General features: G+C 40.9%; 16 protein-coding genes. 2 read left to right on the top strand and 14 right to left on the bottom strand.

What is annotated here, in order from left to right:
- Positions 1-148: 148 nt before the first annotated feature.
- From EKM67_RS09215 to EKM67_RS09155, 13 genes are all read right to left on the bottom strand, one after another.
- Positions 149-1,504, bottom strand: a complete 1,356-nt coding sequence (locus EKM67_RS09215) for a PTS sugar transporter subunit IIC (protein ID WP_125578734.1) — start codon at positions 1,502-1,504, stop codon at positions 149-151.
- Positions 1,505-1,748: 244 nt separating this feature from the next.
- Positions 1,749-2,183, bottom strand: coding sequence for a GNAT family N-acetyltransferase (locus tag EKM67_RS09210; protein WP_125578733.1), 435 nt, complete (start codon positions 2,181-2,183; stop codon positions 1,749-1,751).
- A 128-nt stretch (positions 2,184-2,311) separates the two neighbouring features.
- Complete coding sequence (dtd, locus tag EKM67_RS09205) at positions 2,312-2,755, bottom strand: D-aminoacyl-tRNA deacylase (protein ID WP_125578732.1); 444 nt, start codon at positions 2,753-2,755, stop codon at positions 2,312-2,314.
- A gap of 16 nt (positions 2,756-2,771) precedes the next feature.
- The gene (locus EKM67_RS09200) at positions 2,772-4,997 is read right to left on the bottom strand and encodes a RelA/SpoT family protein (RefSeq protein WP_125578731.1); all 2,226 of its coding nucleotides are present in this window, start codon (positions 4,995-4,997) and stop codon (positions 2,772-2,774) included.
- A 71-nt stretch (positions 4,998-5,068) separates the two neighbouring features.
- Complete coding sequence (locus EKM67_RS09195; protein ID WP_125578730.1) at positions 5,069-5,419, bottom strand: hypothetical protein; 351 nt, start codon at positions 5,417-5,419, stop codon at positions 5,069-5,071.
- Between the two features lie 52 nt (positions 5,420-5,471).
- On the bottom strand, positions 5,472-6,224 hold the full coding sequence (locus EKM67_RS09190; protein WP_125578729.1) for an RsmE family RNA methyltransferase: 753 nt from the start codon (positions 6,222-6,224) through the stop codon (positions 5,472-5,474).
- A 35-nt stretch (positions 6,225-6,259) separates the two neighbouring features.
- Positions 6,260-7,165 carry a 50S ribosomal protein L11 methyltransferase gene (gene prmA / locus EKM67_RS09185; RefSeq protein WP_164506632.1) on the bottom strand — a complete coding sequence of 302 codons (906 nt, stop codon included), beginning with the start codon at positions 7,163-7,165 and terminating at the stop codon, positions 6,260-6,262.
- 10 nt (positions 7,166-7,175) lie between these two features.
- The gene (locus tag EKM67_RS09180; protein WP_125578727.1) at positions 7,176-7,655 is read right to left on the bottom strand and encodes a DUF3013 family protein; all 480 of its coding nucleotides are present in this window, start codon (positions 7,653-7,655) and stop codon (positions 7,176-7,178) included.
- 112 nt (positions 7,656-7,767) lie between these two features.
- Positions 7,768-8,208, bottom strand: a complete 441-nt coding sequence (locus EKM67_RS09175; protein ID WP_125578726.1) for a hypothetical protein — start codon at positions 8,206-8,208, stop codon at positions 7,768-7,770.
- Positions 8,209-8,707: 499 nt separating this feature from the next.
- Complete coding sequence (locus EKM67_RS09170) at positions 8,708-9,568, bottom strand: lysophospholipid acyltransferase family protein (protein WP_125578725.1); 861 nt, start codon at positions 9,566-9,568, stop codon at positions 8,708-8,710.
- A gap of 85 nt (positions 9,569-9,653) precedes the next feature.
- Positions 9,654-10,607: a glycosyltransferase family 8 protein gene (locus EKM67_RS09165; protein WP_125578724.1), complete on the bottom strand. Its 954-nt coding sequence runs from the start codon at positions 10,605-10,607 to the stop codon at positions 9,654-9,656.
- A gap of 11 nt (positions 10,608-10,618) precedes the next feature.
- Entirely contained in the window at positions 10,619-11,440 is an 822-nt protein-coding gene (locus EKM67_RS09160; protein WP_125578723.1) for a glycosyltransferase family 8 protein, read from the bottom strand.
- A gap of 63 nt (positions 11,441-11,503) precedes the next feature.
- Complete coding sequence (locus EKM67_RS09155) at positions 11,504-12,277, bottom strand: lysophospholipid acyltransferase family protein (protein WP_125578722.1); 774 nt, start codon at positions 12,275-12,277, stop codon at positions 11,504-11,506.
- A 390-nt stretch (positions 12,278-12,667) separates the two neighbouring features.
- Here EKM67_RS09155 and EKM67_RS09150 point away from each other — a divergent pair, with 390 nt between their 5' ends.
- Positions 12,668-13,294, top strand: a complete 627-nt coding sequence (locus EKM67_RS09150) for a TetR/AcrR family transcriptional regulator (RefSeq protein ID WP_164506631.1) — start codon at positions 12,668-12,670, stop codon at positions 13,292-13,294.
- A 129-nt stretch (positions 13,295-13,423) separates the two neighbouring features.
- Here the strand turns inward: EKM67_RS09150 and EKM67_RS09145 are convergent, their stop codons facing one another.
- Entirely contained in the window at positions 13,424-14,494 is a 1,071-nt protein-coding gene (locus EKM67_RS09145) for a hypothetical protein (RefSeq protein ID WP_125578720.1), read from the bottom strand.
- A 453-nt stretch (positions 14,495-14,947) separates the two neighbouring features.
- On the opposite strand from EKM67_RS09145, the gene EKM67_RS09140 reads away from it, so the two are divergent.
- The gene (locus EKM67_RS09140; RefSeq protein WP_164506630.1) at positions 14,948-15,262 is read left to right on the top strand and encodes a helix-turn-helix domain-containing protein; all 315 of its coding nucleotides are present in this window, start codon (positions 14,948-14,950) and stop codon (positions 15,260-15,262) included.
- The last annotated feature ends 381 nt before the right edge of the window (positions 15,263-15,643 follow it).

Here is a 15,643-nt window from a genome sequence, read left to right as displayed (position 1 = left end):
TAGAATCTATGTTTTAAAAAAAGGACGAGAGGCTTTTCTATTTACACATAAAATTTGACACTCTCCTGTCTTAACCAGGTAATAAAAAAGTCTCAACTTTGACTGAACAAAGTTGAGACATGGCTGTGATAAATACTAGAAATTTCTGTTATTTAGTTACATTTGCTTCGCTTTCTTTAACGCCACTTTCTTCAAGTAATGCCCGTCGATCGGCGATTCTGAAGAATGGATACCATAATGCAAAGTTCAGCAATAGAATCACGACCATGATCACTAACCATTTCCAGCCACCATAGATGAACATTTGCAGAAATCCTGGCATTGTCCATGGTAATTGTGCGGTTGCGAAATACGTGGTCACGTGCAGGATCGTTGCCATTCCCCAAGCCGACAAGCCCATCACAGCCGCTGATAAAATCATCGGGATGAAAAACAGCGGGTTCAAAATGATCGGCATCCCAAAAATCAAGGGTTCGTTAATATTGAAAATTGCCGGGATCAATTCTAATTTAACTAATTGTTGATAACGTTTCGATTTTACCCCCAACATTGAGAAGACTAATCCGTAAGTGCCACCCTGTCCGCCAAATCCATTACCTGTGGCCACGTAAACAACGGCGGTCATCAAGTATGGAATCGCTAATCCATGGGCATACGCGTTAATATTTTCATTGAAAATCGCGTACAAAATTGGTGACGCCGCGCCCAGAACCATCGACGGATGAATCCCAAAGAACCAGAAGAGATTCGTAACCGTTGCGATCACAATAATTCCCCACGGATTTCCTGTAACTGCCTGCAATGGCTGTTGAACCAGATTAGTCATGAAGGCGAAGATATTGCCGAACGGGGTAAAGTGAAAGCTGAGTCTGATCAAAAAGAACACGATAAAAATAAAAATACTGATAAAAGCAGGACTCAACGCTTCAGAAACCATTGGTGGCACGCTGTCTGGTAGTTTAACGACAAAATGTTTTTCATTCAACTTGATAAACAGTTTCGTGGACAGATAAGCTACCAAAATCCCAACGAATAACCCACTACCACCCGTATAAGTTGTCTGAAATGCTTCAACACTATTGATAGCTGTTACCGTAGCTGTGCCCGGAAATTTAGTCAGTGTCTCTTTCAAGGCCGGCACTTGAACAACTTGTGGCATCAGCATTAGAAACGAAGTAATGGCGATCAATGCAGAAGTTAATCCATTTTGCTTAAATCGTTTCGCATAGAGATAGGCAAAATTAAAAGTGACAAATAAAGACAAGGCATTCATTGAAGCACCAATAACCGCGTTGAATTCCACATTCAACTGACTAGTAGCTAAGAATGTTTGCCAAGATAATACCGGAAAACCGCCAATAATCATTAGAACTGAAACACCCAAGGTGATCGGCAATGTCCGCATAAATGAAGCAGCCAATGTGCTAAAAAAGGCATTGCCATTCATCCAGTTTGCCATTGGACCCAGGAACTTATTCAAAAACTTTTCCAGATTTTTCATCATACATCCCTCCGCCCATATTATATTATGAAGCGTTTTCATTTAGCACTTAATATTACCCGCCTGAAACAAAAATCAGCAGATAGGTTATTGTACCGGCGATGGAACAAGCTGTACCAGCATAGGTTCACTCTAAATAAAGCAAAAAAATACCGGTAATTCAGAATTAGCTTTCACGCCGATTCCAAACTGCCGGTTCAGGAAAGTAGTGTTATTCAATTCTCGAAACAGATTGATGAGTCCAGTCTTAAAATACTTTTTTAAACTTCGCTTGCATCTTCTCTTTGGTGTAGCCGATATGTTCGTAAAAAAGATGTGCTTCTTTCCGTTCCTCACCAGAATTCAGGCGCACACCTTTTGCACCGATTTCTTGTGCCCAAAGCTCGGCTTGGTGCATCAACGCTTTACCAACACCTTCACCTTGATAGCGACTTAAAACAGCCAAGCCCATGATATTCGCCATTTTATCGCCATAGGTTTCCAGATACTCGCTCACCTGAACATAGCCGGCGAATTCACCATTAATGCTTGCGACGAAGATTTTCTGCCAGTCCTTGGTCAAAATATAGGCCAGCCTGTTCTGCGTTTCTGCTAACGCATAATCATAATGCAATTCTTCGGCATTAACTTGATGAAGGCTTTCTGCGTCGGTAATCACAGCCGCACGGATTTCTAATGTCATACAGATCTACTTCCTTTGGACAAACTTTTACGTTCGTCAATCGATTTTTGGGAACCTTAAGTATAGCACCGACGATAAAAAAAGTCAGCACAGATTTAACTGTGCTGACCCATTATTATTTACATAAGCTAATTGATTTCAAGATTAATTGTAACTGGACCATCGTTGAGCGCGGTGATCTGCATATCAGCGCCAAACTCCCCAGTCGCGACTGGCTGATTGCGCATTTGCTCGAGTTCCTGATTAAATTGTTGATAAAGCACGTTCGCCTGCTCTGGCTTGGCGGCATCTTGGAAACTCGGTCGATTACCTTTATGCGTGTCTGCGTAAAGTGTGAATTGCGAAATAGACAGAATACCCCCGCCTACTTGTTGAACATTCAAATTCATTTTACCTTGTTCATCTTCAAAGATACGCAAGTTAACGATTTTATGCGCCATTTTTTGCAGAACGGTTGGGTTATCTGTGGGGCTAATACCGACAAATAACAGAAGCCCCATGTCAATTCTGCCAAGCGCTTGTCCGGCGACTTCAACTTTTGCATATTTGACCCGTTGTAATGTGACTCGCATAACCGATAAACTCCTTTTAACCTTGTGCGCGTTTAACTTCATAGACATCGGGAATATTTTTTAAGCTCTCGATGATTCTTTCTAGATGTTGATTGTTTGCGACGCCAACGGAAACATAAATGTTTGCCATCTTGTTGTGATCAACACGTCCGTTCACATTATTGAGATGTTTACTCTGCGCATTCAGCGTCTGTAACACATCATTCAAAAGTCCATTGCGATTATAGCCGAAGATTTCCAAGTTGGCAAAGTAAGACTGATTAACATCTTCCGCTTGATCCCAACTAACTTCGATCAAACGCGCCTCATCTTGTTCATTAGTAATATTCGGACAATCGGCGCGATGAATGGTCACCCCGCGGCCTTTCGTCACGTAACCGACAATGTCGTCACCAGGAACCGGATTGCAGCATTTCGCCATGTGGATTAATAAATTATCGACGCCTTGGATAACCACGCCGTTTTCGTGTTGTAGCTTAGATTTTTCAGTCGGCTTAGGTTGTTTGACTGCGGGCTTTTGTGGTTGATTTAAAATTTCGTGTTCACGCTGACGTTGTTCATCGTCAGCTTTTTCTTTACGTGCTTTTTCAGTGAGACGGTTGCTGACGATCAGTGCAGAAATTTCACCATAGCCAATACCACTCAACAATTCTTCTTCAGTATTTAAATTGAATCTTGTTAGAGCCGCTTGGATATGATCCTTATCCATGAAGGTCTTCGGATTGTAGCCCTGGTCTTGCAACTGCTTCTCGATGGCTTCGCGACCACGTTCAATATTGACATCTTTTTCTTCTTGTTTGAAATAACGTCGCACCTTATTACGTGCCCGACTGGTAAAGGCGACATTCGCCCAATCCTTGCTTGGTGCCGCAGAAGTCGACGTCAACATCTCGACAATGTCGCCGTTTTTCAATTGATAATTCAAGGGAACGATCTTGCCGTTCACCTTCGCGCCCGTGGTATGATTACCAACTTCAGTGTGCACTAAATAAGCAAAGTCCAACGGCACGGAACCTTTAGGCAGTTCGAAGACATCTCCTTGAGGCGTGAATACATAAACACGATCGCTGAAAATATCGCCCTTAACACTATCCATGAATTCCTTGGCATCTGTTGATTCGTCTTGAATTTCGAGAATCTCACGAAAAATATCTAATTTTTGATCGGAATTATTTAATTCGACCTGTTCCTTGATACCTTCTTTATACGCCCAGTGAGCGGCCACACCATATTCAGCAACTTGATGCATGGCTTCGGTCCGGATCTGAACTTCTAGCGGTTTTCCTTGCGGACCGATCACAGTCGTATGCAAAGATTGATAGCCATTAGCTTTAGGCATCGCAATATAATCTTTGAAGCGTCCAGGAAGTGGTTTCCACTTCGTATGGATCGCGCCCAAGACTGCATAACAATCCTTGATCGAATCGACGACCACCCGAATCGCTAACAAATCGTACAGCTCATTAAATTGTTTGTGCTGATCACGCATTTTTTTATAAATAGAATAAATATGTTTCGGACGTCCATAGATTTCGTAGTGTACCTCTAGGTCAGAAATCGCCACTTTAATTTCTTTGATGGCGCCAGAAATATAACCCTCACGCTCGCCCCGCTTCGAATTCATCAAGTGAACAATGCGGTAATACTGTTGTGGGTTTAAATAATGGAGTGAAATATCTTCCAGTTCCCATTTAATGCGGCTGATACCTAAGCGATCGGCTAAAGGTGCATAAATTTCCAAAGTTTCATCGGCAATCCGTCGCTGCTTATCCGGGCGTAAATGCTGCAGCGTCCGCATATTATGTAATCGATCGGCCAATTTAACCATGATCACACGTAAGTCCTTAGCCATTGCTAATAACATTTTCCGGTGATTTTCGGCCAGCTGCTCTTGGTGTGACTTGTATTTAATTTTCCCTAATTTGGTCACACCATCCACGATAACGGCGACGTCATGACCGAACAACTCTTCCACATCACCTAGCGTAACGTTGGTGTCTTCAACGACGTCATGCAAATAGCCGGACGCGACCGTTTCTGGATCCATCCGTAATTCCGCCAAAATTCCTGCAACTTGAACAGGGTGAATAATATAAGGCTCGCCTGATTGACGTTTCTGATTCTTATGAACATAGGCAGCAAAATCGTAAGCCTTCGCGACAAACGCCAAATGTTCATCATTCATGTATTTCTGACAAAGTTCATAAACTTCATCTTGTGAAAGTTCTTTTTCTTGAGCCATATCCAGCTTCCTTACCCGATCAATCGAAATATAAGTCCAAGTTAGCACGTGTTACTCATAATTACAAAAAATTAGACGCGAAATTGATGATGTCGACGCGGAATCAGTAAATAAAAAATTAAACTCAAAACCAAATAGATCCCTGCTAACCAATAATTATACTTGGCGAAACGCCACCACACGCTAATTGCAAACGCCGCTGGAAATAAGAATAACCAGAAGAAATTGAGTTGATAATGACGAATGAACCAGCTGATCAAGAATGCAATCAGAGGATCGATCACTAGAAATAAATATAAGATCCGGTGGGCTTTACTGACACCGAACAGGTTTGAAAGTAACGGTAAAACAAAACAGCTAATTGCCACGCCTACAACCAGCATAAAAGCTGGTGAAGTCACGAGTGCTTTTATTTTTTTCATAACTTATCCATTCTAATTTAGTCAATTTTATCATCACGGTTGAAAATTCCGTTTAATTTAACAATTCGATTGCATAACTGAGACTACTCAAAAAATAAAGTGGCGCAGTTTCCGTCCGCAAAATCCGTGGCCCCAGCCCCACTGACCGAACATTCTGAGCAGCCAAATCGGCAACTTCCTTCTCAGTCAAGCCACCTTCTGGTCCGAAGATCATGCGGATTACCGGCGTTTGCGGCGTCAATTGCGCAAAGGCACTGACGAGCGCATGATCTTCATGAGCCTTAACGACTTCCTCGTAGGCAACTAAATTCAGCCCCTCTTGAGGTAAACTTTTCAAAAGTTGCGGCCAAAATTCGACTTGTGGAATTTGGCGGCGATGAGATTGAGCAGCCGCGTCATGAGCGATTTGTTGCAGACGCTGCAATTTTTTCTCGACTTGTTGTGGCCGCCATTGCATGATCGAACGACTCGCTGCGAAAAAGATAATTTTACTAGCTCCTAATTCGGTGGCCTTTTGCACGATCCATTCGGTTTTCTCACGCTTTGGGAGTCCGCAAATAATTTCGGCGTCAACGGGCAGCTCCGTATCTTGCAATGGTGTGTCCCCTGCTTGGACGCGAATTTGTGCGGTCTCTGAATCGATCGAGATAATTTTTGCGGAAAAGGCAACTCGATCTGATCCCACTGTTTCAACCTTATCGCCGACTTGCATCCGCAAAACTCGAACGGCATGTTTGTAATCCAGCTCTGATAACGCGAAAACTTGTCCCGGGCTAATTTTCTTAGCAACAAAAAATAATTGCATCGTTATATCCTACTCCAATTTACAAGATAGTTGGGCTACACGGATTCGCTCTGACGTTTAAGCCGATAACAAACCCACTGTTCAGAATGTAGGGTTAAATCGATCAGAAAACCCTGCGCTTGAATCTCAGCTTTAATTTTTGTCGCTTGCGCTTTAATAATTCCCGTTAAAATCACCTGGCCATTTGGCAGCAAATGTTGATCTAACTGGGGAAGCAACGGAATGAGCGCCTCAGGTAACATGTTAGCCACAATTAAATCAGCTTGCGTGTCAATTGGAGACAGCAAACTACCAGCGAGCAATTTGATCTTCTGCTCAACTTGGTTAAGCTCAAAATTTTCTTGCGTGAAGCCTAAAGCCGCTTCATCTAATTCGGTCGCAATGATCGACTGCGCGCCAAATTTATCTGCAACAATACTGAGAATTCCTGAACCAGTGCCCACATCGAAAACACGCTCATTCCCGCGCATCGTCAATTCCAAACACGAAATTGCCAGTTGTGTTGTTGGATGCATACCCGTGCCAAACGATTTGCCCGGATTCAGCTTCACTAATATTTCATCCTCACGCTGCGTCGAATAATCGATCCATTCAGGAACAACCGTGACATAACGCGTCACGCGCACAGGTTGATAATGATCTTGCCAAGTGTTCGTCCAGTTCGATTCGGAAACGGTTTTGGTCAACAGCCTAGGCGTCGTCTCGAACAGATTTTCAGTCAGTAATAACTGAATCCGTTGCTGCAACTGACTGAGAAAATCTTGTTGATCTATTTCCTCGGGTAAAAAAGCAATCACAGCTTCTTGACCGGCGCTGATATCTGAATCGAATTGAGGATCGTCACTAATTTGAACGCCACCACTGCCTAATTCTTCCAGCACGTTGGCAATAATTTCGACGTCTGCAACCGCCACGATCAGTTTAACTTGCAACCAATTCATCGCTGACCCCTTAATATCTTGGATAGCTGAGCGTTTCGTTGACGCCTTGATCCTCAGCTTTTTGAACATATTGCATGAATGCCGTTTGATCCCAATCTAATTGGAAAGTTGCCACAGACATGTCAGGATCTAAGAAGTCTAAGAAGTCGCTCATGCCATCATCCAACAAATCCTTAAGGTAATTGAACAAGCCCTGCGCAATTGCTTTAGGCATTCCCTGGCGGCCGTTAAAAGGAAGCACAGTTAAATAATTGTCAGCATATTCATTGCCGTCAACTTTGGTTTCATCGTAAATTAAAATAGCGTCATCATACTGAACTTCATCGTCTTGAACGGCGCCCTCTTGATCTTCGATTTCGAGTTGATTCGTTTGCCCAGTCATTACTATTTCCAATTCAAAAGAACGGATACTTTGATCCCAATTCACATTCAAATCGCCAGCAAAATCTAAAGCTTCGATCTGCTCGTCGAAAAATTTTAACATGTCCATAATTTGATCTCCTTTGATATGAAAAAAACCATCAAAGCAACGTGTGCTTTAATGGCGTCAGAATCTTCTGTCGTCATGTTTCCATTATGACATATTTTATTAGTTGCTGCTACTATCCAAACGACACCGTCACGATTTGCTGCAAAGTTTGATTAATTTGTTTTTTGCAGTCTCTGATTTTTTGCTCTGCGAGTTGAACTTGATCGTGTTGAATTGTTAACGCCGATTCATCGATCGAGTCGATCAATTTGCGTTGTGCGCTGGCATATTCCGTTAAAATCCCATAGACGCATTTTTGAAAGTCTTGATATTCATCCGCGGGAATTTCCGGTATTTCGTTTTCTAGAAAATATTTAAAACTCACATAATTTTTCTGCCAATCACATTTTAAGCCCGGTAAATTTTCTGCCGCTAAACAATCGCCGACTTCAATTCGCTCGCTCGTTTCGGCAAATTCACTGAAAACCCGATCGAAGATTAAAAAACGGGATAAAAAGTTGTTAAATTTAATATAGTAATTCCCGATGTTCCCGTTCTTGACTGGATGATCCATGATAACCACCTTCACTTTCAAGGAAAGTATATCAAAGCTCAAATAATAATCAATATTATTTAATGGTTTTCATGAATAATACGTGTGATTTAATACTCCTGCAACATTCCAGCCATTCGCACGTGTTTCTTTTGAAATATTGTCTTAGAATTTTAACATCTACTCGATTTAGTTATTTAAAAGGACTTTTTGATCAGAACGGGTATTTATAATTAGTAAGATCAAATAACAACTATTTCATTTCGCCGAGTACGGCTATGATGAAACAAACGTTTGGCTGATGCTATATTCTTGCTGTTAATCAAATCGAACAGACTAATTTTTTTTGCGAAATAACTTGTCCAATTAAGTGTAAAAAAATAGAGTAGAAACACTACTCTATAATCACTCTAGATTTTACAAGTTACTATTAACCGAATAATCACGTTAGCTCAATCCGATTTTACACGTTGCTGATATCACACTAAAATGCATATCCCTTTGAGATTCGTCAGCTCTTTTATCCGTGCCAACCGGCAATATCATTGGTTGTAAATTGATAATTCAATGGTTGACCGTAAGCTTGCTCATAGGCTGCTTTCTTTTGCGCATAATCCTGTTGCATCATTACGATACTATTGTCGCGCACAGACTTATTTTCATCTGGAAAAATTGTCTTTAAAATATGCATCCGGTAACTGGTCTGATTGAATTCTGTATTGTCAGCTTTAGGGAGATCAATTATTTCAACAAAGCAAGACACGATTGGGGCTTGAAACTTGGCCGCATAGTAATACGCGCCACGCTTTGGTGGACGTGGCTTACGATAATTGAACCACATTTCTTGTTCTGGATAAATTAAAATAAAGTTGTTAGCAGCTAATAAGTGCTGAAGATGCTTGGGAAATTCACGCCCCATATATTCTTTATCGCCGCCGATCGGAATTGTGTCAGCATATTTCAACAGATAACCAACGACACCTTTTGCCAGCATATTGGTCACTTGGCTCACCACATAGAGGCGCTTATTACCGTCTGGTCGTTGGTGCAAAGCCTGACGCACGACTGTATTCTCTAGTGGATTGAAGTGATTGCTGGTGACGATTGCGCCCTGTTTCAACCCTTGCAAATTTTCCAAGCCGACAATGTCTGTACGTCGATTAATAACGGCAGTTGTGCAGGTCATCAACGCACGAGCTAGCCAATTATTAATGGTATAGTTCGGTGACTGCAACCGTTTCTGATAGGTTGCAATGACCTGACTACTTTCTGCAAGTGTCAGTGTGGCATCGTTGACCTCAACTTTATCGTTATAGTTTTCAGCGGCAACATTTTGCTGAATATTTTCAATAACTGCTTTCTTACTCCCACCAATGATCATCACGTCGCCCCCTAAGCCATATTTGAATCAATCGAAACTATAAATTCATGCGCCCTAAATATTGCAATTACTTGATGTTTTTAATCTATAAATAAACCGTTTCGCCTTGATCACGAACACTTTTAAACGTGACTGCATCTTTAACAGTCTGCTGTGCCATGCTCATTAGTTGTTCAAACTTAGTCTGATCTTGTTGCACATCCTGGTCAGAATAATGTGCCTTAATTGCTAAAATCTGATCATAAAAAGGTGTTGTGGCCGCATAATGCCAGAAAAACTGCTGGTTCGCAACATTATCATAATGCCATGGCTTCGCAAATAAATTGTAATGGACTAGTTTGGGTGTATCAGACTCTGCGTTCATTTGAATATTCCAAGCTGGATCCAAGTAGGCAATTCGTTGCTGACTGATCGCATTAATATAATCCTGATCCGGCGCCAAACTCGCAAAATGGTACTTATTTAATAGATCGAGGAAACGTTCGGCAAAATGTTCAGCGCGCATCGCCTTCAAATTCATTAACAAAACACCAGAATTAACATATTTATTAGCAGCCACTCCTACAGCCTCACGCGCATAAATCGCCGTTTTTTGATTGGCCGCGATAAACGGATCAGGTACGGCACCGATCAAGTTGTTACCTAAGTCGATCTGATATAAGTCAGCAATATCTGCTAGCACGACGGTATCCGAATCCAAGTAAATTGCCTTATCGTATTCTGGAAACATCGCGGCAATAAACAGCCGGAAATAAATCGTAAAAGTAAAGTAGTCACAGCGCAATTTATTGTTGCGATCTGTGATTTGTTGTAACTGTGCATCTGTCAGTGGCACAAATTTCAAACTAATATGTGGCTGACCCACGACTACAGTACGCAACTTTTCTTGATTATCGTTGCTTAATTCATGATACAGCACAATTAATTGATAGTGATTAGTTGACGTTGTGTTATCGATCAACGAACTTAGTGCCACCGCAATATAGGGTGCATAATGATCATCTACTGCAAAAAATACGGGGATCGTTTGTTGATCCATTTTCATTCACCTCATAGTTTAGGAATCAGTTGAAGATATTCAGTTAAAATATCATCATATTCGTGTAATTTTAATTCATCGTGCATTCGGTCGACCTGCCAAGGCTTCACAGTTAGTGTATGAATCCAGGGAAACAGTCGAAAACTGGTGGTAAAATGCTGAAAAACAGTATTCTGGTGCAACCGACGCTGCTCATTGAATCGGCGCGGTGCAATTTTTCGAAACTGAACAAATTTATTCAACGCCGTTTGATCTGGCATGAACATCTTTTTGGTTTGGCATAAGTGACGACATTTCGCGAATAATTGTGTCTGCCGGATCTGATTAAGATTAAGCAATAAAACGCCGGAATTCAAATAATCTAATTTGTCGAGTTGCTGATGGAAGAACCACTTGCCATAATGATCCAGCACACCAACTAATTCCAAATCGGTCATGTCTTGATCGTAGAAACGCGTGAAATCCTTTCGGCAAACAACATCGGTATCTAAATAGAGAATTTTATCTGGTATTTCAGGAACTTCATCTGCAAACAATCGCAACATGCACCCTGGCGTAAAAATCGTTGCCAGATTCTGGGTGGGAAAGTCTCGCTTCAAAAGTTCAGTCACATCTATCTTGGTAATTTGATTACGTCGATTTTTCTGTTGCATCAGATCTGAAATCACCTGAATCGTTTCTGTCGTGATCGGCTGATACTGTTTCTCTTCGGTGGTGATCGTCGCGGTGATGACATAAACATGCAGCGGCGCGTTCACATTTTTTAGCAGTGATAAAATCGAGATCAACAAACCATCCTTGACCTTATTGTCACCACAATAAAGAATATTCATTTGATTCACCTACTCTTAATTCAATAATTATTGCCTGTGATGCCTACTGATTCAGCACGGTAGTCAATTTTCATCTTCAACTTGTCGATACTGAATGTAATCAACATTGCTGGCCTGGCTTCGTTTGGTCATACACGCGGCAATTTCATCTCGTAATTGCGCTTGCTGCTGCTTGACCGTTAACTCAGTTTGCGGATAAAAAGGGCCATCAATGTAGATCGTCATATGCGGTCGTTTGCGCCAACGACTTTTCTGATAAGTCGTTGTCATGCAAAATGATGCAACTTTCGCACTGATTGGATAATGAAATGATGCCAGTGGTAACGGCCGAATCTTTGTATAATATGGCCAAACATGAGCTTCAGGATAAATCAACACGATTTGTTTGTCGGCGATCCTCCGATAAATTTCCTTATTCAAACAGCCAAATTGATGCAACGTCTGCGGAATTGGCAACACCCCACCATAGGGCAACCAACGTCCCAGTCCAGGAATGCCCAAGTTAGCAGCACTGACGAGAAAATTTATAGGTTTGCGATGGAACAAGTGATACGGAATGAAGGCATCACCCTGAGGTTGCGTGTGATTCGCATAAAGGAAACCACCAGCCGGATAGTCTTGCAATAATTGCCGATTGACAATCGTCGGACGTGCCCAGCAGTGATAGTATGCAAAGCTAGCTAATCTCGCGAACAGATTAACGATCGACGACTTCACTCGAACTGATTTTTCTGGTGGTGACCACGAATAATCTGCGGCTAATTGATAATCTTGATTTTTATTAACGACAAAATCATCCGTGAACGTTTGATAATTATATATTTTAGCCTGTCGCAAATCAGGCCACCTCCTCACAATATATAATTGAGCGCCCGATTAAAACTGTCCTAAATATAACATTATTTAATTTAAAGTCAACTCTTGCACGATGACTATTTGGGCCGCCTAACAACGCTGTCAGTTGCCGTCACACCAAGGTAGCGTTCTCATTTACACCCGTAAAAAAAGCAACTGTCTGCGCATTGAACAGCAGCTGTTACCATTTGACTTTTAAATAAGGCGTGCTATATTGGGTATAGATTTGAACGGGCGCTCAGTTAATTACTAATTGTAACAAAAAACGCATTTCGCAACTTCCCTATTTTTATTCATAGATTATCAGCAGCACATTCACAGTAAGCGATTACATATTTCTACTCAATTAAACTAAATAAGTGAGGAACAATATTGAAAAAAGACGGCGCTAAAGGTGAACTCCAAAAAAATAAAATTTTAAATGCTGCGCGCGAGTTATTCGCAACTAAGGGATTTGAAGCCACGACCACGCGTGAAATCAATCGACAAACCGATTCTGCTGAAGGACTTCTATACTATTATTTCCCGCACGGAAAACGTGAAATACTCGATACGATCATTTACGAAGGTATTCAATCACGCACCAACGCCATTGATTTTAAATTCCATTCGGTGAGTTCGGTGGCCGATATTGAGCAACAGCTCTTAAATGCTTTTGATCAGATCTGGCAAATATTTAGCCAACAAGAAAATTATTATTCTTTCATGATCACAATTCGGGAACGCGCGCTGCTTTCCAATAAACAAGCTAAATGGCTGCAAGATTTGATCAAAGAAGTTCGCCAACTGCTGATCGATTTTTTAACACCGGCGACCGAAAAACTCGGATTGCAACAAGATAATATCCCCCAACTCGTTGATATTATCTTGTCACTTTTCCAATCGAGTATTTACGACGAGTTGTTGATCAACAATAACCAAGAGTTAAACAACCAGATCAGTCATACCGTTCAAAGCCAATTACACCTTATCGTAACCAGCATCTTAGTTGAAAAATAGTCTTATACGCAAAGAGGCACACTTCGTTTTAAAGTGTGCTTCTTTGCATATCGAATTCAAATCAAAACGAATACAAACCAGTAAATAAAATAGTTTCAAAAAAGCGCGGCGCAAAATGCGCTAATGGTTTTAAAACTTAATTTCATAACAAAAATCGAGTTTTTTATAATAATCCAGCTCGATGAAATCGGTTGGTTTCACGTTGCCATCTGCTTTCGTAAAATAAGTTAGCCCGCTGATCCTCAACATTTGGTAAACAAATTGCGAACAAAACATGATGTTGGGACGCAATGAATGTTTCACCACTAACCCAATAATATTATAAGCGCTACCTGTTTGATTGATTTCTCTGATCTTGTCGGCGATTTGCTGCTTTTGTGCCAGCGTTGTTGGTAAGCGATACACTAAAACGGACGCGTCACTTTTTTGGTGAAAGGCTGTAACCATCTCCGGATTCAGACCTGGCGGATAAACATTTTCACCACCGTTATAACTAATGATCGTCTGTAGATCTCGGTCGAAGCTCAACGAAGCATGATTGTACTGTTTCTGAGTGAATAAGGAAATTAACTCGCTCGCATTGCTACCCGTGTTGGAAATGACGAGATAAATATAGGGATCAGTCATCGTCGCGACAACGGAGTCAAAATAACTCTCGGTCAGCGACCCACCATTGATATAACGCATCGAACTATGCCGTTTCAGATCCGTAAAAAGTGGCATCAATCGATCGACGGCGATTGCCTTTTTAACCTTGCCCAATTCGTGGATGTAATGAATCACACCCTCTTTTTGTGAGTTAAACTCGGAAAAGCTTAGCGTTGCTGCTTCCCGGATCGAAGGCAAATAGAAATCGGTGTCTTGATGAATGATCAGCATGCGCTCTGCTAATAATGGCGTCAGCACTAACAGTGCACCTAATACGCGGCTTAAAAAACCGGCACCGAAATAAATATGATGGCGAAAGATAACCGCGCTACTAAACGAAAATTGTAGGACCATGATCAATAAATAGACAATTATTGTCGTCGCTTTGGTACGTTTCAGCGCTCGCCCCAACAGCGTCCGCAGGATCATCAGTACGGCTAAAAAAGCATAGACTAAAATAAAAATTGGTAAGTTACCAAAAAAGGCCATGCCCGCCAAAACGACCCAAATCACGAGATTCATAAATTTTCGTTGTGTGACTAAATCGCGCATCGCATCTGCCCCATAGTTTTGAATTGAAAGTTGGTTTGATTATAGCATAATGATTAGGCCACTCATATGGGACTATAGGCTTATGAAGCTGGCTGACTAGCAAAATCACACTGTGCAATTTTAAAAATTTACAAAAAATATCATAACAATATGCGCCTGATATGAATTAAAACAGTAAGGAGATATCGAACTTTTTGTAAATCTGCCGTTTATTAGCCTGAATCATTCAAGTAGTTGTGCTACTTATACTACAAGTATAAAATAAACGTATAGGAAATAAGCCGATACCCAACCTTATCAATCATGCTTGTCAAAGTTATAATTTGATAAGTTGTATTTTTATTACCTAATTACGTGATGAACTAATAATGCTTTTAGAATAAATAAACTGCAACGTCTTTTACCCTATTATACTTATCAAACAAACGTGGAGGAACATTGCTGTGTCAGTGTTTGACAAAAAAATATTCTAATCTTCGTGGATACAGTTTACAAGCCACCGCTGAAAAAAACGGTCTAAGTAAAAACGCTATTTACAAATATAACGGTAAAAAGAATCCATCTCTTGAGACACTTCAAAAGATTGCAGATGTGTTGAAGGTCTCCACAGATACTTTACTAACCGATAATCCCAACTCGTCTTCACCGCCTTCCGAAATAGATTTTTACGATGCAATCAATAACGATCAAACTATTTTGACATGGGAGGGAACGCCAATTTCAGAACAAGATTTAGAATTAATAAAACGCTTGCTACGAAAAGATTAATATGGATGGCCTATTGGATTCATTACTAAAAATTGGTGAGCGTAACGGAAACCATAGTCATGAACGAAAACTGATGTAACAATAGACAGCAGCCTTAACAATTAACTCATGGGATGGAACATATCTTTCATGGTGATAATGATTACGGAATACCGTACTATCATGAATTAACATAGGCTGGTATTAAACATGATGCTACTCGTGACATAATTAAATTGTTAGTCAACGTACATCTGCACAATTTCTATGACGATCCAAAAAGCATCAACTACATCCAGTTCTGTAACGAACTAGATATATCCTCAAGTCTTGAATTTTGGATGTAGTATGAATCTATGGACACGATTTAGTATAATGCCATTATAGGAAGGATCGTGTTCT

Origin of the sequence: Lapidilactobacillus mulanensis (assembly GCF_003946215.1) — a bacterium.
In the GTDB taxonomy this organism is placed as follows: Bacteria; Bacillota; Bacilli; order Lactobacillales; family Lactobacillaceae; genus Lapidilactobacillus; species Lapidilactobacillus mulanensis.
The sequence above is the reverse complement of the archived record's forward strand: the minus strand, read 5'-3'. Positions and strand labels throughout refer to the sequence as shown.